General features: G+C 68.2%; 19 protein-coding genes and 2 pseudogenes. 18 read left to right on the forward strand and 3 right to left on the reverse strand.

Going from position 1 to position 16,945, the window contains the following annotated elements; all coding sequences use genetic code 11:
- Positions 1-191: 191 nt before the first annotated feature.
- The 4 genes and pseudogenes from IG75_RS0119405 to IG75_RS40895 form a co-directional block, all read left to right on the forward strand.
- The gene (locus IG75_RS0119405; RefSeq protein ID WP_030522657.1) at positions 192-599 is read left to right on the forward strand and encodes a hypothetical protein; all 408 of its coding nucleotides are present in this window, start codon (positions 192-194) and stop codon (positions 597-599) included.
- A 496-nt stretch (positions 600-1,095) separates the two neighbouring features.
- On the forward strand, positions 1,096-1,431 hold the full coding sequence (locus IG75_RS0119410) for a hypothetical protein (RefSeq protein WP_030522656.1): 336 nt from the start codon (positions 1,096-1,098) through the stop codon (positions 1,429-1,431).
- 355 nt (positions 1,432-1,786) lie between these two features.
- The gene (locus tag IG75_RS40625) at positions 1,787-1,915 is read left to right on the forward strand and encodes a hypothetical protein (RefSeq protein WP_281181633.1); all 129 of its coding nucleotides are present in this window, start codon (positions 1,787-1,789) and stop codon (positions 1,913-1,915) included.
- Between the two features lie 14 nt (positions 1,916-1,929).
- Positions 1,930-2,277, forward strand: a pseudogene (locus tag IG75_RS40895) (class I SAM-dependent methyltransferase); the annotation flags it as partial.
- A gap of 194 nt (positions 2,278-2,471) precedes the next feature.
- Here the strand turns inward: IG75_RS40895 and IG75_RS0119430 are convergent.
- Entirely contained in the window at positions 2,472-3,164 is a 693-nt protein-coding gene (locus IG75_RS0119430; protein WP_030522654.1) for a class I SAM-dependent DNA methyltransferase, read from the reverse strand.
- A 138-nt stretch (positions 3,165-3,302) separates the two neighbouring features.
- Here IG75_RS0119430 and IG75_RS0119435 point away from each other — a divergent pair, with 138 nt between their 5' ends.
- The gene (locus IG75_RS0119435; RefSeq protein WP_030522653.1) at positions 3,303-5,273 is read left to right on the forward strand and encodes a TPM domain-containing protein; all 1,971 of its coding nucleotides are present in this window, start codon (positions 3,303-3,305) and stop codon (positions 5,271-5,273) included.
- 104 nt (positions 5,274-5,377) lie between these two features.
- On the opposite strand, the gene IG75_RS0119440 is transcribed toward IG75_RS0119435, so the two are convergent.
- A complete protein-coding gene (locus IG75_RS0119440) occupies positions 5,378-6,514 on the reverse strand; it encodes an alkaline phosphatase family protein (RefSeq protein WP_030522652.1) in 1,137 nt (378 codons plus the stop codon).
- Between the two features lie 343 nt (positions 6,515-6,857).
- Between IG75_RS0119440 and IG75_RS40305 the strand changes: the two are divergent.
- The 11 genes and pseudogenes from IG75_RS40305 to map form a co-directional block, all read left to right on the forward strand.
- Positions 6,858-8,285 (forward strand): annotated as a pseudogene (locus tag IG75_RS40305) (MFS transporter); the annotation flags it as partial.
- 171 nt (positions 8,286-8,456) lie between these two features.
- A complete protein-coding gene (locus IG75_RS40310; RefSeq protein WP_245713330.1) occupies positions 8,457-9,356 on the forward strand; it encodes an MSCRAMM family protein in 900 nt (299 codons plus the stop codon).
- Between the two features lie 360 nt (positions 9,357-9,716).
- The gene (rpsH, locus tag IG75_RS0119450) at positions 9,717-10,115 is read left to right on the forward strand and encodes a 30S ribosomal protein S8 (protein ID WP_014981717.1); all 399 of its coding nucleotides are present in this window, start codon (positions 9,717-9,719) and stop codon (positions 10,113-10,115) included.
- Positions 10,116-10,130: 15 nt separating this feature from the next.
- Positions 10,131-10,667, forward strand: a complete 537-nt coding sequence (gene rplF, locus IG75_RS0119455; protein WP_030522650.1) for a 50S ribosomal protein L6 — start codon at positions 10,131-10,133, stop codon at positions 10,665-10,667.
- A gap of 2 nt (positions 10,668-10,669) precedes the next feature.
- Positions 10,670-11,077, forward strand: a complete 408-nt coding sequence (gene rplR, locus IG75_RS0119460; RefSeq protein WP_030522649.1) for a 50S ribosomal protein L18 — start codon at positions 10,670-10,672, stop codon at positions 11,075-11,077.
- A gap of 46 nt (positions 11,078-11,123) precedes the next feature.
- Positions 11,124-11,771 (forward strand): 30S ribosomal protein S5, encoded by a 648-nt coding sequence (gene rpsE, locus IG75_RS0119465; RefSeq protein WP_030522648.1) that lies wholly within the window; start codon positions 11,124-11,126, stop codon positions 11,769-11,771.
- Between the two features lies 1 nt (position 11,772).
- Positions 11,773-11,952, forward strand: coding sequence for a 50S ribosomal protein L30 (rpmD, locus tag IG75_RS0119470; protein WP_030522647.1), 180 nt, complete (start codon positions 11,773-11,775; stop codon positions 11,950-11,952).
- A 1-nt stretch (position 11,953) separates the two neighbouring features.
- The gene (gene rplO, locus IG75_RS0119475; protein ID WP_030522646.1) at positions 11,954-12,397 is read left to right on the forward strand and encodes a 50S ribosomal protein L15; all 444 of its coding nucleotides are present in this window, start codon (positions 11,954-11,956) and stop codon (positions 12,395-12,397) included.
- 166 nt (positions 12,398-12,563) lie between these two features.
- Positions 12,564-13,886 carry a preprotein translocase subunit SecY gene (gene secY / locus IG75_RS0119480; RefSeq protein WP_030522645.1) on the forward strand — a complete coding sequence of 441 codons (1,323 nt, stop codon included), beginning with the start codon at positions 12,564-12,566 and terminating at the stop codon, positions 13,884-13,886.
- Positions 13,883-14,443 carry an adenylate kinase gene (locus IG75_RS0119485; protein ID WP_030522644.1) on the forward strand — a complete coding sequence of 187 codons (561 nt, stop codon included), beginning with the start codon at positions 13,883-13,885 and terminating at the stop codon, positions 14,441-14,443. Before secY ends, IG75_RS0119485 begins: the two co-directional genes overlap by 4 nt.
- 52 nt (positions 14,444-14,495) lie before the next feature.
- A complete protein-coding gene (gene map, locus IG75_RS0119490) occupies positions 14,496-15,296 on the forward strand; it encodes a type I methionyl aminopeptidase (protein WP_030522643.1) in 801 nt (266 codons plus the stop codon).
- A gap of 52 nt (positions 15,297-15,348) precedes the next feature.
- On the opposite strand, the gene dtd is transcribed toward map, so the two are convergent.
- Positions 15,349-15,792, reverse strand: coding sequence for a D-aminoacyl-tRNA deacylase (gene dtd / locus IG75_RS0119495; protein WP_030522642.1), 444 nt, complete (start codon positions 15,790-15,792; stop codon positions 15,349-15,351).
- A 301-nt stretch (positions 15,793-16,093) separates the two neighbouring features.
- Here dtd and IG75_RS0119500 point away from each other — a divergent pair, with 301 nt between their 5' ends.
- Together IG75_RS0119500 and IG75_RS0119505 are read left to right on the forward strand one after the other, a co-directional pair.
- The gene (locus IG75_RS0119500) at positions 16,094-16,414 is read left to right on the forward strand and encodes a hypothetical protein (RefSeq protein WP_030522641.1); all 321 of its coding nucleotides are present in this window, start codon (positions 16,094-16,096) and stop codon (positions 16,412-16,414) included.
- 19 nt (positions 16,415-16,433) lie between these two features.
- On the forward strand, positions 16,434-16,934 hold the full coding sequence (locus IG75_RS0119505) for a YbaB/EbfC family nucleoid-associated protein (protein WP_030522640.1): 501 nt from the start codon (positions 16,434-16,436) through the stop codon (positions 16,932-16,934).
- The last annotated feature ends 11 nt before the right edge of the window (positions 16,935-16,945 follow it).

Consider the following 16,945-nt stretch of genomic DNA (forward strand, 5'->3'; position numbering starts at 1 on the left):
GGTAGGTGAGCTCGCGAGCGAGCCGAGCCGTTCCGTCGGATGTCGCCGGCAGCCGTCTCCGCGATCGGAGCGGCGGATGGGCTTCCGTGGACGTCGTAGCGGTAGCTATTGCGGCATAGTCGAATTCGTTCCCAAGCTCGAGGAGAACCGGAAAAATCGGGCGCGGGTGGCGTCGGTTAGTATCGGCGATTGTGAGGCAAATCGCGCGTGCGCCGCAGCTGCTGCGGGTGCTCGTGCTCGTTTTCGCCGCGGTGGTGCTGACGCTCGAGGTTCGCGACGGCCAGATGGTCGATCCGCGGGAAACCACCTATGTCTCGCTTGTGTCCTTCCTTGTCGCGGAGAGGAATTCGGTCGAGGCCGAGGACGAACGGCCCGGCGAATCCGGCGGGCAGTCCGTGCACTGCCGCTACGCCTGCGCACGTGCCGCGGTACCGCGTCCCCGGCTGGACGACCTGTGGCCGGTTGCGCTGATCCTCATGGGTCTCGTTGTGGGACTCCTGGATTACGCGCGCCGCGCCTCGCCGCGGGTGCTACCGGCGTCCGGTCCGGCCGCGACGGGAGAAGAGACTTTGCTGCGTCTGTGCGTCTGCCGGAGATGACAGATCTACATCGCACGGGCGCACCGCTGCCCGCACGCCGCTGAGAGCTGCCCGACACCGGGACGCGCGATCCAGGAGACAGCTGCCCCGGGTTGAGGCGCGTACCGCGGGTGAATCCGGGTACCGGTCCGTGATCGTGGCCTGCCGGGCGCGGGCCGAGTCGAATGAAGAGTCGGTGTGCGGCCCGGGCCGGACATGCGAATCGATTCGTTCGTAACGAACCGCTTCCGCCCGCTCGCCGCTGCCGGCTTCTGCTCCGGCGGTCCCCGCGGGTTGGCCGTCACGCACCCGAAAGGCGTCGGCGGAGCTGTCCGGTGACGGACGCTCCCGTCCCGGCGCCGGTCCCGCAGAAAGGAACGCGCCGAACGTATAAAAGCCTTTTCACCTCCGGCCCGGCCCTCGGTCGCCGAGTGGACAGGCGCCCTGCCGGCTGCCGTCCATGGCGGTGCAAGAACGCATCGAACACACGATCAAACGACTACACAGGAGATATTTCGTGAGATTTCACCTTCCACTGACCGTCCTCGCGGCCTCGGCCGGCTGTCTCGTTCTCGGGAGCGGCCCGGCTTCGGCGCTGTCGGTCGATCGCTCCGAGGAAGCGGTCACCGTGCACCTCACCGACGCGGAGGCCGGAGCGATCGGGGACCTGAACCTCGGCCCTCTGCTCGGCGCACTGCCGCCCAACTTCACCCCGGAGGCGAAACAACGTCTCGGTGAGAGCATCACCGAGTACGCCGGCCGGGCCGCGCGCCGGCCGGGATCGACCCTGTCGGTCATCATCGACCAGCCGATCGCGGCGCCGCCGGGTGTGAGCGTCACCGTCACCCGCTGATCCGCGAATGATCACCGCCCGGCCGGCGGAACCCGATTCCGGCCGGGCGGTCCGGTGAAGGCGAGAGCCCGGGCCGGGGATATACCGGCTGCGTGGCGAGTGCATCCTCGATCGACGCGATGATCCGGTACCGATGGTCGGGCCCGGTTACCAATTCGCTCAGGTCTTTCCAGTTCTCGGCCAACCGGGCGATCAGCTCGCCGGACTGCGCCGGCTGTGGATACCGATCGGCCAGGGCACTGCCGACGGGAACGAACGGCTCGGCCTGTGAGCACTCCTTTTCGGACGCGCAACGTGGACGGATAATCGCCGTTTTCGCGATCGGTGCGAGTGCACGGTCAGCCTGGCCGCTCCATTGGGCAACTTCGTACTGCATCGGCCGTTGGTCTACTGGCTCGGTACCGGACTCGTGCTGGGGGCGGTGGCATTGCTGCTCGTACAGGTACAGCGTCGAGCGACCGCGGTATCGGCCGACGAGCAATAAATCAGGGGGAAACGATGGATTTCGGACTCTACGCCAGATATCGGCCTTCCTATCCCGCCTCGGTGCTGAACATGCTGCGGGAATCGGGAATTCTGGACGGTTCGCGCACTGTCGCGGATATCGGTTCCGGAATCGGACTATTCACGGATCTGCTGCTCCGCGCCGGCCACGAAGTGTTCGGCGTCGAGCCGGATGACGACGCCCGCGCGATCGCGGAGCGACGCCTGGCCCGGCATTCGGCATTCACGAGTGTGGACGGTTCGGCGGAACGCACGAATCTTCCCGCAGGCGCGGCCGACCTGGTCACGGCCGCCTCTTCGCTGCACTGGTTCAGACAGGACAGCGCCGTGGCGGAGATGCGGCGCATACTGCGCGGCGCACGATGGTGCGTGGCGCTGTGGAACTTCCGGGAGCCCGCCGGCTCGGCATTCGGAGAGGCTTTCGAACGCAGGTGGCGTGATCTGCTGGGACCGCCGCCCGCCGGTGCGGTGACAGTGGGCGGTCGGGGCTCTTGTGGTGATATCCGACCGTCCCGAGTCCGCCAACTATGCGACCACTACACCCAGACGGAGGCCATCGTGAACGGATGTCCGCGCAGATCGGACCATTTGGGCTTCGCGGCGATCCAGGAATCGTCGATCGAACTCTCGGCGAGTTCGGCCAGGTGCCATCCGGCCGCGATTCCGGCCGTCACATGGTCGCTGAACGTGTGCAGGTGGGTGGATATGGCCAGGGGTTCGCCGTCGGAGCCGGTGTAGTGAGTGGGCATACCGGTGACCATCATGAACTGCGGATGGTAGCTGACCAGGACGAATACTCCGCCGGGTGCGGCCAGCCTGCGCGCTTCGGTGTAGAACGGCGCGAGATCGGGCAGATGTTCGTCGATCAGCGAGGAGATCACGAGATCGTAGGCGGCGCCGGGGAATCCGGTATCGCGGACATCGCCGTGCGCGAGCTCGGTGTGGACACCGCGCTGCCGGGCGCGGCGCAGCATGCCTTCGCTGAGATCGATGCCGTCGATCTGTGCGGTGCCGCGCTCGCGCAGCCAGGCCGCGGTGCGGCCGGTGCCGCACCCCAGGTCGGCTGCCCGCCGCACCTGTGGCCACGCCGGCCGGTGCAGACGATCGAGCAGCGCGAGATCCATATCGTCGAGCACGGTCTGCTCGTAAGTGGGTGCCCATCCGTCATAGCCGGTGGTTACATCGACTGTTCGGTAGTGGCGACGGTCGAAATCGGCGAAGGTCGGCATGGCCCCATCGTGCGGCCGCGTCGGGGACCGCGCAAGAAATTATCGGGCGCCGGGTCCTCGGCTGCCGGGCGAAACGGGATCGGTAATTCTGCCCGTGCCCGGTCACCGCGCGGTCCGGTGAGCGCTACATTCGGTGACATGCCGACCTCGAACAACCCGCTGCGCCGGATCGTGTGGTTCGTGCTCGGCCTCGTGTGCGTCACCGCGGTGGCGGCGCCGGGCGCGGCGGCGGAGCAGCCCACCCGGATGGACACCTACGTCACCGATTCGGCCGGTGCGCTCGACGCCGGCGAGGCCCAGCGCGTGCGCGCGGCGATCGATACCCTCTATGCCGATCACAAGGTGCGGCTCTGGGTCGCCTATGTGAGCGATTTCGCCGGGAACAGCCCCCAGGACTGGGCCACGCAGACCGCGCGGGAATCCGGCTTCGGCAACCGGGATCTACTGCTGGCGGTGGCCACCCGGGATCGCGCCTACGCCTTCGACGGTGAGCGCCCGGCCGGGGTCAGTGAATCCGAGGTCGACCGGCTGCTCACCGACCGGGTCGAGCCCGCGCTGCGCGACAGCCGGTGGGCCGACGCGGGCGTCGCCGCGGCCCAGGGGATCGGCTCGGCAATGAGCGGGGGCGGGGTGAGTACGGGCCCGGTGTTGCTCATCGGCGCGCTCATCGTGCTCGCCCTGGCAGGTCTGCTGCTGTATCAGCGCTACCGGCGCCGGGCCCGGGACCGGGCCGAACTCGAACAGGCCCGGCAGACCGATCCCACCGACCCCGCCGCCCTCACGGCGCTACCACTCGAGGCGCTGCACGCGCGGTCGCGGGAGATCCTCGTCGAACTCGACAACGCCGTACGGACCAGCACCGAGGAATTGGACCTGGCCGTCGGGGAATTCGGGGAGCCGGCGGTGCTGCCCTTCCGCACCGCGCTGGAGAACGCGCGAGCCGCCACGGCGAAGGCCTTCACGATACGACAGCGGCTCGACGACGCCGTCCCGGAGACACCGGACGAACAGCGCACACTGCTGATCGACCTGATCACCACCGCCGGCCGCGCCGACCGCGAACTCGACGCCCGCGTCGCCGAGTTCGACGCGATGCGCGATCTGCTCATCGATGCCGGGCCCCGGCTGGACGCGCTGACCCGCGATATCGTCGACCTCACCGGCCGCATCCCGGCATCGGAGGCCGAACTGGCCCGGCTCGCGGGCGCCCATCCGGCCAGTGTCCTCGCGCCGATCGCCGACAATGTCACCATGGCCCGGGAACGGATCGCCTTCGCCGACGACTGCGTCGACGACGGTCGGCGGGAAATCGCCCGGCCCGTGGGAGAACAGGGCGGGGCGGTCGCCGATATCCGGGCGGCCGAGGGCGCGATCGGTCAGGCCCGCACCCTGCTCGATGCCGTGGACGGTGCGGCGGCCCATATCCAGCAGGCGTGGGCAGGCCTGCCCGCCGTCCTCGACGAGTTGCGCGGCGAGCTCGCCGCTGCCGCCGAACTGACCGAACACGGCGGCCCGGAACTGGAAACGGCCGTCGCCGCCGCCCGGGCCGTGCTGGCGCGTGCGGACACCGCCGCCGCGGCCGATCCGCTGGGTGTGTACCACGACGCGGTCGCCGCCGACGGGGACCTGGATCGCGCGCTGGCCGCGGCCGGGGCCCGGAAGACGGCCGCCGCGGGCCTGGCGCGCCGGCTGGATCAGACGCTCGGCGACGCGGCCACCCGGGTCCGGATGGCCACCGACTTCATAGCCACCCGCCGGGGCGCGATGGACGCGATGCCGCGCACCCGGCTGTCGGAGGCCCAGCGACACCTCGACGAGGCGCAGCGGTTGCGCACCGCGGACCCGGCCGCCGCGCTCGATCATGCGCGCAGTGCTGCCGATCTCGGCGGTCGCGCACTGCAGGAAGCGCAGGCCGGGGTGCAGACCTGGGAGGTGCGGCGGCCGCCGTCGGGTGGGGCACAGGCCGGCGCGATCCTGGGCGGCATTCTCATCGACAGCATGCTGCGCGGCGGGATGGGCGGCGGTCACGGTCATCGCGGCGGGTACCGGGCGGGGTCGTTCGGCGGGTCGGGCGGATCGCGGCGGATCAGCCGCGGCGGACGTTTCTGACACGAGTGCCGCCCGCGGCGGTGGTGCGGGTGCAGGCGCGTGTGCCGACCCCCGGGCGGCCCGCCCCGGGATCGGTGTACTCGGTTCGCGCCGATCCTCCGGACTCAGCGCGACACGATGAGCGGTACCAGTTGTTCGTCCGGTGTCCGGGCGCCGTGGTGGCCGGTCATCGCCGACTCCAGCGGTTCGTGCTCCGGTCGCACCAGCACGGTGCGGCCCTCCGCGACGGCGAGCAGATCCCCGATCCGATCGGTGATCACCGGAGTGGGCGGGGTGGGGCCGAACCAGTGTTCGTCCAGGGCTTGCTCACGGGGCACCACCTGGGCGTGGCCCGACAGCTGCTCCCGCCACGTCGCCAGCGCGTCGGCTCGCGCGGCGGTGCGTTCGAGGTAGACGTGGCGGACCCGGGCCTCGCCCGCGATCAGGGCTACGTCGTGGTGCAGCGCCTCGGACGCGTCGAGGTCGACCGCGTGGTCCGCGTGGATCATCCCGTGATCGCCCGTGACCAGCAGTGTGCAGGTGCCGGGTAGTTCGCCGAGCAATTCGGCCGCGAACGCATCGATATCCCGCAGGACCGCCAGGGCCTCGGGTGATTCGGGTCCGTGCAGGTGACCGGTCGAGTCGAGGTCGGGGAAGTAGGCATAGGCGAATCGCGACCCTGTACCCGGATGCCGGGCCACCGCCAGGATTCCGGCGCGGACCTCGTCGAGCGTGGTGGCGGGGTGCAGGATTCCCGCCGCGCGGAACGATGCCCGGGTCAGGCCGGAGCGCACCTGATACTCCGGGACCACATAGTGCACCTCCACGCCGCGCGCGGCGAGGTCCTGTAGGCGGCTCGGGTGCGGTTGCGCCGATTCGGGCGGGTAGGTCTCGCGCGCGTCGTCGCCGGTCGCGGAGTCGAATCGCCAGCGCAGGGAGTTGAACAGCCGCCGCATGCCGTCGGTGGCGGCGGGCACGGCGAAGCTGTAGCCGATGATGCCGTGTGTCGCGCAGGGCGCGCCGAGCGCCAGGCTGGTGAGGCTGGTCGCGGTGGTCGCCGGGAACCCCGCGGTGAGCGTGGTGGTGCGGTGTGCCGCCAGCGTGGGGGCGAGATCACGGTGGCGCGCCAGTAGTTCGGCGCCCAGGCCGTCGATCAGCAGCAGCACGACATCCCTGTTGGGGGTGAGGCCGAGTGGGTCGGGCGCGTCGGACCCGAACGACGCGGTGACGGACGGCAGGATATCGGCGAGCGTGTACTGCACAGGTTCCAATGGTGCAGCACCGAGGCGATCCGGGAGGGACTCCGCGTGGAGACCGGCTGCGGCACAGGCGTCCTGCCTCTGGCCGCCGCGATCGCCGCGCTGCGGGATCATGCCGGTCGGTCGGGGTCGCCGCGATCGACCGGCGGCGATTGTCGAGGTCTGTCGCGCGTGTGGGAAGCCGTGTCTCGCGCACTGCCGCCGAGCTGTGACTCGGTAGCGCGTTCCGCTCCACGGCGACCCGGACGGCGCGGAATGTTCACACAGGCGAATTGGTTAGATTGCATCATGCATGTTATGTGTACTATGCACATCGGCTGACTTTCGCATATCGAGGAGCACGCTCGTGACCAAACCCGAACCCGTCGTCCGCCCCGCGGCGGTACTGGCGGTGCTCGCATACGCCGGGATTGTGGCGTCGTTGACGCAGACCCTGGTGATGCCGTTGCTCGGGCAGCTACCGGAGATCCTGGACACCGAACCCTCGAACGCGACCTGGGTGGTGACCGCGAGCCTGCTGGCCAGCGCGGTGACGACCCCGGTCGCGGGCCGGCTCGGTGATCTGCTCGGTAAGCGGCCCGTGCTGGTGGGATCGGTGGTCCCGCTCGTCATCGGCTCGGTGATCTGTGCCGTGTCCTCTTCGCTGTGGCCGATGCTGATCGGCCGCGGTCTGCAGGGGATGGGCGTGGGCCTGATCCCGGTCGGTATCGCCGCCCTACGCGATCTCCTGCCGCCCGCCAAACTCGGTTCGGGTATCGCGCTGATCAGTTCCTCGCTCGGTGTCGGTGGCGCGCTCGGGCTCCCGCTGGCCGCCGCGGTCGTCGAATACAGCAGCTGGCGGTACCTGTTCTGGGGCGTCGCCGCGCTGGCGGCGGTGGCCGGTGCACTGATATTCGCGGTGGTGCCGTCGACGCCGCCGCGGGCCGAACGCGGCCGGTTCGACGTACTGGGCGCGCTCGGTCTGGGCGCTGCCCTGGTCTCTCTGCTGCTGGCCGTATCGAAGGGCGCGAGCTGGGGCTGGACCAGTGTCACGACGATCTCCCTGTTCGTCGCTGCCGTGGTGGTGCTGCTGCTGTGGGGCGTGTGGGAGCTGCGCTCGCGTGATCCGCTGGTCGACCTGCGCGTCACCGCCCGTCCCCGGGTACTGCTGACCAACGCGGCCTCGATCGTCATCGGTATGTCGATGTTCGCGCAGGCGCTGATCTTCCCGCAGCTGCTGCAGCTGCCGGAGGCCACCGGCTACGGCCTGGGCCAATCGATGGTCGCCATGGGTCTGTGGATGGCGCCCGGTGGTCTGATGATGATGCTGTCCTCGCCGCTCAGCGCGAAACTGTCCGCACTGGCCGGGCCCAAGGTGACGCTGATCCTCGGTGCGATCATCATCGCGGCCGGATACGGCGCCTCGGTGCCGCTCATGGGCGAGCCCTGGGGCCTGATGGTCGGCGCGATCATCATCAGCCTCGGCGTGGGCTTCGCCTACGGCGCCATGCCCGCCCTGATCATGAGCGCGGTGCCGATCACCGAGACCTCGGCCGCCAACAGCTTCAACACCCTCATGCGATCGATCGGAACCTCGGTGGCGTCGGCGGCCATCGGCGCGGTGCTGGCCGAGATGAGCACCACCTTCGCCGGTGGGTTCTCGGTGCCCACCGAGAACGGTTTCAAGGTCGGCATCCTGATCGGTTGCGGTGTGGCCGCGGCGGCCGCGGTCATCGCCCTGACCATCCCCACCGCCAAACGCGCCGCGGCGGCTGCCGTCGCGGGTGCACAGCCCGGGACCGAGAAGCCAGAAACCGTGCACGCGATGGCCCAGGCAGTACCCGCGGCTCCGGCCGGACTCTCGGTGGAAGCCGAGCGGGTCGTCGACGAGGCCGAAGCGGGCCGGTCCGAGGCCGACGGTTCGGTGCCCACCGCGGCCCCGCGGCATGCGGCCCCCGAATCGGCGATGTTCGCCGCGACGGAAACCGACCCGATCGCCTCGGCCGGAACTGCGCCGCAGCCGAGCGGCAGCGGCTCCATCCTTTTCGGCCGGGTATACGACGCGCGGGGTGTCGCCGTGATCGGCGCGACTCTCACGCTGATCTCCCCGTCGGGCCGGCAGCTGGGCCGGGCCCTGGCCGGGCAGGACGGTTTCTACGAGATCGAGGCCCCGGCTCCCGGTACGTATGTGCTGATCGCCTCGGCCGAGGGACGCCGCCCCGACGCGTCCACCGCGATCCTGGGGAGCAACCCGGTCTCCTACGACGTCACCCTCACTACGCTCGTCGGCCTCACCGGCACGGTCGCGCGTACCGGCGACGGCGCCCCGGTGTCCGGCGCCACCGTCACCGCCCTGGACATGCGCGGTGAGGTGCTGGCCGCCGCGGAATCCGACGTCACCGGCGGATTCGACCTCGCGGGCCTGCCCGAAGGCGAGTTCACCGTGGCGGTCAGCGCGTTCGGTTATCACCCGACCGCGGTGTCGGCGCGGGTCGGCAGCCGGGACACCGCACTGCTCGAGGTGCTGCTGCGCCCGGGTGTGCGGGTGGCGGGCGTGGTGCGCGGCGGCGGTCGGCCGCTGGCGCAGGCCCGGGTCACCCTGACCGATTCCCTCGGCAATGTGATCGAGACCGTGGCGACGGACGCGGACGGGTCCTATACGTTCGGGAACCTGGACGAGGGCACCTACACGGTCGTGGCGACGGGGTACGCGCCGTCCACGGCCCAGGTGCATGTCGGCGAGCACGACGTGGACGGCCTCGATATGGACCTGCGCGCGGAGCCGCTCCCCGAGCCGGCCGGATCCGGCGATATGGGATCCGAGCAGTTCGGCGAACTGCCGGAGGTACACAAGAGCTCCTGGTGAGCTCCGGTACGGAGACAGAGTGAATCAGGGCCCCGGAGCAACTGCTCCGGGGCCCTGATCGTTGCTGGCCGGCGGTCGGCATATCGAACTTGCTCCGCCTCCGTCACAACGGACGGATTACCTGGTCGGGGCATTGTTCCGGGGCCCTGATTTTGTCGTAACCGAGCCAGCTCCTACACTAGACCGGTTGCCAGGGCACCTCTGTGTCCGTGGGCGGCCCGATGCGGCTGCCCGGCGATACGAACTCATCCGGCGGTGACTGCCGTCCGGACCAGCCGAATTGCTGTAGGCCCACGGCCCGCGCCCACTGGCGTGGGTGTTGTATGGGAACCGCAGCGAGAAAGGTGTCGAGGTCGAACTATGACCATGACCGATCCGATCGCAGACTTTCTGACTCGTCTGCGCAACGCCAATTCGGCGTACCACGATCAGGTGAAGGCTCCGCATTCGAAACTCAAGGCGAATATCGCCGAGATCCTGAAGCGCGAGGGCTATATCGCCGATTACCGCACCGAGGACGCGACCGTGGGTAAGAGCCTCGTCGTCGACCTCAAGTACGGCCCCAGCCGTGAGCGCAGCCTGCAGGGCCTGCGCCGCGTGTCGAAGCCGGGTCTGCGCGTGTACGCGAAATCCACCAACCTGCCCAAGGTCCTGGGCGGCCTCGGCGTGGCGATCATCTCCACGTCGACCGGCCTGCTCACCGACCGCCAGGCGGCCAAGCAGGGAGTGGGCGGGGAAGTCCTCGCCTACGTCTGGTAAGGGGAGGTACGGACAATGTCGCGTATCGGTAAAGATCCCGTCGCGGTTCCCGCGGGCGTGGAAGTGACCGTCAACGGCCAGGACATCGCGGTGAAGGGCCCCAAGGGCCAGCTGTCGCTGACCATCGCCGAGCCGATCAGTGTCGCGCAGGAAGACGGCCGCCTGGTGGTCTCCCGCCCGGACGACGAACGTCGCAGCCGCTCGCTGCACGGCCTGACCCGGACCCTGATCGCCAATATGGTCACCGGTGTCACCCAGGGCTACGAGAAGAAGATGGAAATCTTCGGCGTCGGCTACCGCGTGCAGCAGAAGGGCAGCAACCTCGAGTTCGCCCTCGGCTACAGCCACCCGGTGCCGATCGAGGCGCCCGAGGGCATCACCTTCGCGGTGGAATCGCCCACCAAGTTCTCCGTATCCGGGATCGACAAGCAGAAGGTCGGCCAGATTTCGGCGGTCATCCACGGACTGCGCAAGCCCGACCCGTACAAGGGCAAGGGCATCCGCTACGCCGGTGAGGTCGTTCGCCGCAAGGTCGGAAAGACGGGTAAGTGATCATGGCGCAAACCGAGAATCAGAAGGCCAAGCGCATTCCGCTGGGCAAGGATGCTTCCACCCGCCGGCGGCTGTCCAAGACGCGTCGCCACTTCCGCCTGCGCAAGAAGATCGAGGGCACCACCGCGCGTCCGCGGCTGATCGTGCACCGCTCCTCGCGGCACCTGCACGTGCAGCTCGTCGACGACTCCGCCGGTCGTACCCTCGCCTCGGCGTCGACCATCGAGGCCGACGTGCGGGCGCTGGAAGGCGACAAGACCGCCAAGGGCAAGAAGGTCGGCGAACTGATCGCCGAGCGTGCCAAGGCCGCCGGTGTGGAGGCCGTGGTGTTCGACCGCGGTGGCCACGACTACCACGGCCGGATCGCGGCGCTCGCCGATGCCGCTCGGGAAGGCGGGTTGAAGTTCTGATGACCAACATGACTGCACATACCTGTGTGAACGGAAGGAACGTCTGATGCCGGGACGTCAGCGGCGTGACGGCGGAAACGGACCCGCCGGACAGAACTCCAATGCCCCCGACGGAGGCCGCGGCGACCGCCGTGGCGGCGACCGCCGTGGCGGTGGCGACCGTCGTAACGACCCCGCCGAGAAGAATCAGCTCGAGCGCGTCGTAGCGATCAACCGTGTCTCCAAGGTGGTCAAGGGTGGTCGGCGCTTCAGCTTCACCGCCCTGGTCATCGTGGGTGACGGCAACGGCCTGGTCGGTGTCGGCTACGGCAAGGCCAAGGAAGTTCCCGCGGCCATCCAGAAGGGTGTGGAGGAAGCGCGTAAGGGCTTCTTCCGCGTCCCGATGATCGGCTCCACCATCACCCACCCGGTGCAGGGCGAAGCGGCGGCCGGTGTGGTCATGCTGCGCCCGGCCTCCCCGGGTACCGGTGTGATCGCCGGTGGCGCCGCGCGTGCCGTGCTGGAATGCGCGGGCATCCACGACATCCTGGCCAAGTCGCTCGGTAGCGACAACGCGATCAACGTCGTCCACGCCACCGTCGCGGCGCTCAAGATGCTGCAGCGGCCGGAAGAGGTCGCGGCTCGTCGTGGTCTGCCGCTCGAGGACGTCGCTCCCGCGGGCATGTTGCGTGCCCGTGCCGGACAAGGAGTCTGATATGGCAGATCTCAAGGTGACCCAGATCAAGAGCTCGATCGGCGCCAAGCAGAATCAGCGCGAGAGCCTGCGGACCCTGGGTCTGCGGGGTATCCGCAAGTCGGTTGTCCGTGAGGACAACCCGCAGAACCGCGGTCTGATCAATGTCGTGCGCCACCTCGTAACTGTTGAGGAGGTCTGACATGACCATCAAACTGCATCATCTGCGGCCCGCTCCGGGCGCGAAAACCGATAAGACCCGGGTGGGTCGTGGTGAGGGTTCCAAGGGTAAGACCGCGGGTCGCGGCACCAAGGGCACCAAGGCACGCAAGAACGTGCCGGCCGCGTTCGAAGGTGGGCAGATGCCCATCCACATGCGCCTGCCGAAGCTGAAGGGCTTCACCAACCCGTTCCGGGTGGAGTACCAGGTCGTGAACGTGGGTGCCATCGCCGAACTGTTCCCCGAAGGGGGGACCGTCGGCAAGGACGAGTTGGTCGCCAAGGGCGCTGTGCGCAAGAACCAGTTGGTCAAGGTGCTCGGCGAGGGCGATATCTCCGTCGCCGTCCAGGTCAGCGCGGACAAGTTCTCCGGCTCCGCCAAGGAGAAGATCACCGCCGCCGGTGGCACCGCCACCGAACTGGGCTGACGTTCGCCGGTTTCGACGACAGGGCGCCGGACGAGTGCAGGCTCGTCCGGCGTCACTGTTAGAGTTCAAGTGTTGTCTGCCAAGACCCGTCATGGGTTCGGCGATTTCCGACCGGGACACGCTGAAAAATTCCATGGCCTGACCATGTCGTTCGCCAGGAGGATCTGTGCTTTCCGCCTTCGTTACGGCCTTCCGGACTACGGACTTGCGGCGGAAGATTCTCTTCACGCTGGGGCTGGTCGCGTTGTACCGCCTCGGTGCCGCGCTACCGTCGCCCGGGGTCGACTACAGGGCGGTCCAGGAATGTATCGACCTGGTCTCCGGTGGTGACTCCGCCGGCATCTACCAGCTCATCAACCTGTTCTCCGGTGGTGCGCTACTGCAGCTGTCGGTGTTCGCCATCGGCATCATGCCCTACATCACAGCGAGCATCATCGTTCAGCTGCTGACCGTCGTCATCCCGCGGTTCGAGGAACTGCGCAAGGAAGGCCAGGCCGGCCAGACCAAGATGACGCAGTACACCCGCTACCTGTCGATCGCGCTCGCGATCCTGCAGGCCACCGGTCTGGTGGCGCTGGCCGCGCGCGGTCAGCTGCTGCAGGGCTGCCAACAGGACATCCTGGCCGACACCAGTGTCTTCGGCATGATCATCATCGTCCTGGTGATGACCGCGGGTGCCGCCCTGGTGATGTGGTTCGGTGAGCAGATCACCGAACGCGGTGTCGGCAACGGTATGTCGCTGCTGATCTTCGCCGGTATCGCCGCCCGGATCCCGGGCGAGGGCAAATCCATCCTGGACAGCCGCGGCGGCCTGGTGTTCGGTCTCGTCTGTGCGGCCGCGCTGCTCATCATCATGGCGGTCATCTTCGTCGAGCAGGGCCAGCGCCGGATTCCGGTGCAGTACGCCAAGCGCGTGGTCGGCCGCAAGATGTACGGCGGCTCCTCGACCTATCTCCCGCTGAAGGTGAACCAGGCCGGCGTCATCCCGGTCATCTTCGCCTCCTCGCTGCTCTACCTGCCGAACCTGATCGCCCAGCTCACCGGGTCGACCTCGGCTACCGATCCCAGCTGGTGGCAGGAGGCGATCCAGAAGTATCTGGTGAACCCCGGCAACCCGGTGTACATCGCCATCTACTTCGGCCTTATCGTCTTCTTCACCTACTTCTACGTCGCCATCACCTTCAACCCGGAGGAACGCGCCGACGAGATGAAGAAGTTCGGCGGCTTCATCCCGGGCTACCGCCCCGGTAAGCCGACGGCCGATCACCTGACCTACGTACTGAGCCGGATCACCCTGCCCGGCTCTATCTACCTCGGTCTGGTCGCTGTACTGCCGAATCTGTTCCTCGATATCGGCGCGTCCGGTGGAACACAGAATCTGCCGTTCGGTGGTACCGCCGTGCTCATCATGGTGAGTGTCGGCCTGGACACCGTGAAGCAGATCGAAAGCCAACTCATGAATCGCAATTACGAAGGGTTCCTCAAGTGAGAGTTGTACTACTCGGGCCGCCGGGAGCGGGCAAGGGCACTCAGGCCGTGCTGCTATCGGAAAAGCTGGGGGTACCACACATCTCTACAGGTGACCTCTTCCGCGCGAACATCAGCGAGCAGACGCCGCTCGGTCTCGAAGCGAAGCGCTACATGGACGCGGGCGAACTCGTGCCCAGCGATGTCACCAACCGCATGGTCCGGTCGCGGGTGGCCGAGCCCGACGCCGCGCGCGGGTTCGTGCTCGACGGCTACCCCCGCACGGTCGATCAGGCCGACGCGCTCGCCAAGATCCTCGACGATCTGGGCAGCGAATTGGACGCGGTGCTGTGCTTCGTGGTCTCCGAGGACACGGTCGTCGATCGGATGCTGGCCCGGGGCCGCTCGGACGACAACGAGGAAACCATCCGCACCCGGCTGCGGATCTACCGGGACGAGACACAGCCGCTGCTGAACTACTACGACGGCCTGGTCGTCTCGGTGGACGGCGTCGGTGAGGTCGACGAGGTCAACACGCGGGCCCTGGAGGCACTGGGTCGCAATGCCACGACCGGTTAGTCCGGGCCGCGGGTGCGGCGGTAATCCTTCGGCGATGGGGAGCTGACCCGATATGGTCTTCGGTCGAAAGAGCAAGAAGGTCGTTCCGTTCCGCTCCGCCGGTGAACTCGACGCGATGGCGGCGGCGGGCGCCGTCGTGGGTCGCGCGCTCGTCGCGGTACGCGCGGCCGCCGCGCCCGGGGTCTCCACGCTCGAACTGGACCGGATCGCCGAACAGGTGATCCGGGACGCCGGCGCGGTGCCGTCGTTCAAGGGCTACCACGGCTTTCCCGCCTCCATCTGCGCCTCGGTGAACGACCGTGTGGTGCACGGGATCCCGACCGAGGCCGAGGTGCTCGCCCCCGGCGACCTGGTATCCATCGACTGTGGCGCGGTGCTGGACGGCTGGCACGGTGACTCCGCGTGGACGTTCGGCGTGGGCGACCTGATCGAGGCCGACCGGATGCTCAGCGAGGCCTGTGAGAAGTCCATGGTGGCCGGTATCGCGGCCATGGTCCCGGACAACCGGCTCACCGATGTCTCGCACGCGATCGAACTCGGCACCCGAGCGGCCGAAACCGAACACGGCCGCTCATACGGCATCGTCGACGGTTACGGCGGGCACGGGATCGGCCGGGAGATGCATCTCGACCCGTTCCTGCCGAACGAAGGCGAACCCGGGAAGGGACCGCGGCTGGTGGTCGGTTCGGTCCTGGCCATCGAACCGATGCTGACCCTGGGCACCCACGACACCAAGGTGCTCGACGACGACTGGACCGTGGTGACCACCGACGGGTCACGCGCGGCGCACTGGGAGCACACCGTCGCGGTGACCGAGGACGGACCGCGCATTCTCACACTGCGACCGGAATAGCCGGCGAGCGTTTCGCCGAAGGCCCCGGGGGACGGCGATGTTCTCCGCCGGATCAGATCTCGAGCATGACCGTGACCGGTCCGTCGTTGGTGAGCTCCACCTCCATATGCGCCCCGAAGCGGCCGCCGGCCACCGTGGCACCGGACTCCCGGAGGGTTTCGGCGAGGCGGTGGACCAGTGGTTCGGCGAGCGGACCCGGTGCCGCCGCGGACCACGACGGACGCCGGCCTTTACGGGTGTCGGCGTAGAGCGTGAACTGGCTGACCACCAGGATCGGCGCGCCGAGATCGGCGGCACTGCGTTCGTCTTCGAGAATGCGCAGCCGCCAGATCTTTTCGGCCAGCGCCCGGGCAGTGGCCTCGTCGTCGGTGTGGGTGACGCCGATCAGCGCGAGCAGGCCGTGGCGGATTCCGGTGGCCGACGGTTCGATCCGGCCGACCACTTCGCCGTCGACGGTCACCTGAGCGGAGGTCACACGTTGTAGCAGGGCACGCATACCGCTCGATCTTGCCGTCTCACGACGTCGGCGCGGTATCCGGGCCGATCTCTTTCCCATGATGGGGAAACCGGGGAGTGCGTGTAGCGCGATCCGGTGGGATATCCCCGACGCGGTTCACTGTGCGTGCGAGTGCGCGGCACTGCTCGATTTCTCTCCGCGACAAGACATCCCTGTTCGCAACCGCCGGAAAAGGCCCTGTTCACGTCCGTGTCACACCGGATTCGCTCCCGGCTGCCATGGTCGAGTCGATGGATTCGGCCGGGACGGGGGAGGTCCGGCATGCGGGAGGAGTGGACATATGGGCGACAGGGTCGATTACAACGACGAAGCCTTTCGCGCGGCCGCCGAGCGCACCGGTGGAGTGCGGGACCGGATCAACGGGGTGATCTCGAGTCTCGAATCCAGGATCAATGGTCGTGGTGCGCCCTGGGGCAGCGATTCGCTCGGTCAATCCTTCGCCGTCGGTCAGGACGGCAACGGCTATGTGCCGTCGAAGAAGAACCTGCTCGACAGTGCCCGCAATGTATCCGGCACCATGGGGCAATTCCATGACGGCCAGGTCGAGAGCGCCGACTACCTGCAGGACATGGAAGACGGCAACCGCGACGGCCTACGTTGAGCCGGACGGTTCCGCGACGATGACCAACGAGCAGGCCAAGGCCGAACTGGCCGCGATCATGGACGGTGTGCAGGAGCAGATGCGCACCATCGCGCGCATCCAGCAGCAGCGCGCCGAACTCACCGCGAGCGCCACGGCACGGGGCAAGAAAGTCACCGTCACCGTGAACGCGGACAACACGGTGATCGATGTGAAATTCTCCGCCGATATCGACGAACTGAGCTATTCGGAGATCGCCAAGGCGGTCGTGGAAGCCACCCAGCGGGCCGTCCGGCAGGTCTCGGAGAAGACCACCGATCTGATGTCTCCCTTGGAGATCCAGCGATCCCGGATGCCGAAACTTTCCGACCTGGTCGAGGGCCTGGCCGATATCGAGATACCGAACCCGGTCGCCGCGTCCACCGAACGACCCGCCACCGCGGCACGCCGGCAGGTTTTCGACGGTAGCGGCCCGCCGCCGGGCGGGAATGAGCCGGACGATACGCGCCGGGGCAGGTCTGTCACCGACTCCAGCTGGTGAACCCGGGTAAT

The organism is Nocardia rhamnosiphila NBRC 108938 (assembly GCF_000720425.1).
In the GTDB taxonomy this organism is placed as follows: Bacteria; Actinomycetota; Actinomycetes; order Mycobacteriales; family Mycobacteriaceae; genus Nocardia; species Nocardia rhamnosiphila.

Bases quoted from the DNA above. Each gene is read 5' to 3' on its own strand.
- dtd (WP_030522642.1), bottom strand. From the start codon at position 15,792: ATGCGTGCCCTGCTACAACGTGTGACCTCCGCTCAGGTGACCGTCGAC.
- IG75_RS0119430 (WP_030522654.1), bottom strand. From the start codon at position 3,164: ATGCCGACCTTCGCCGATTTCGACCGTCGCCACTACCGAACAGTCGAT.
- IG75_RS40310 (WP_245713330.1), top strand. From the start codon at position 8,457: ATGTTCGCCGCGACGGAAACCGACCCGATCGCCTCGGCCGGAACTGCG.
- IG75_RS0119505 (WP_030522640.1), top strand. From the start codon at position 16,434: ATGACCAACGAGCAGGCCAAGGCCGAACTGGCCGCGATCATGGACGGT.
- rplR (WP_030522649.1), top strand. From the start codon at position 10,670: ATGGCGCAAACCGAGAATCAGAAGGCCAAGCGCATTCCGCTGGGCAAG.
- rpsH (WP_014981717.1), top strand. From the start codon at position 9,717: ATGACCATGACCGATCCGATCGCAGACTTTCTGACTCGTCTGCGCAAC.
- rpmD (WP_030522647.1), top strand. From the start codon at position 11,773: ATGGCAGATCTCAAGGTGACCCAGATCAAGAGCTCGATCGGCGCCAAG.
- map (WP_030522643.1), top strand. From the start codon at position 14,496: ATGGTCTTCGGTCGAAAGAGCAAGAAGGTCGTTCCGTTCCGCTCCGCC.
- IG75_RS0119435 (WP_030522653.1), top strand. From the start codon at position 3,303: ATGCCGACCTCGAACAACCCGCTGCGCCGGATCGTGTGGTTCGTGCTC.
- IG75_RS0119500 (WP_030522641.1), top strand. From the start codon at position 16,094: ATGGGCGACAGGGTCGATTACAACGACGAAGCCTTTCGCGCGGCCGCC.
- rplO (WP_030522646.1), top strand. From the start codon at position 11,954: ATGACCATCAAACTGCATCATCTGCGGCCCGCTCCGGGCGCGAAAACC.
- rpsE (WP_030522648.1), top strand. From the start codon at position 11,124: ATGCCGGGACGTCAGCGGCGTGACGGCGGAAACGGACCCGCCGGACAG.
- rplF (WP_030522650.1), top strand. From the start codon at position 10,131: ATGTCGCGTATCGGTAAAGATCCCGTCGCGGTTCCCGCGGGCGTGGAA.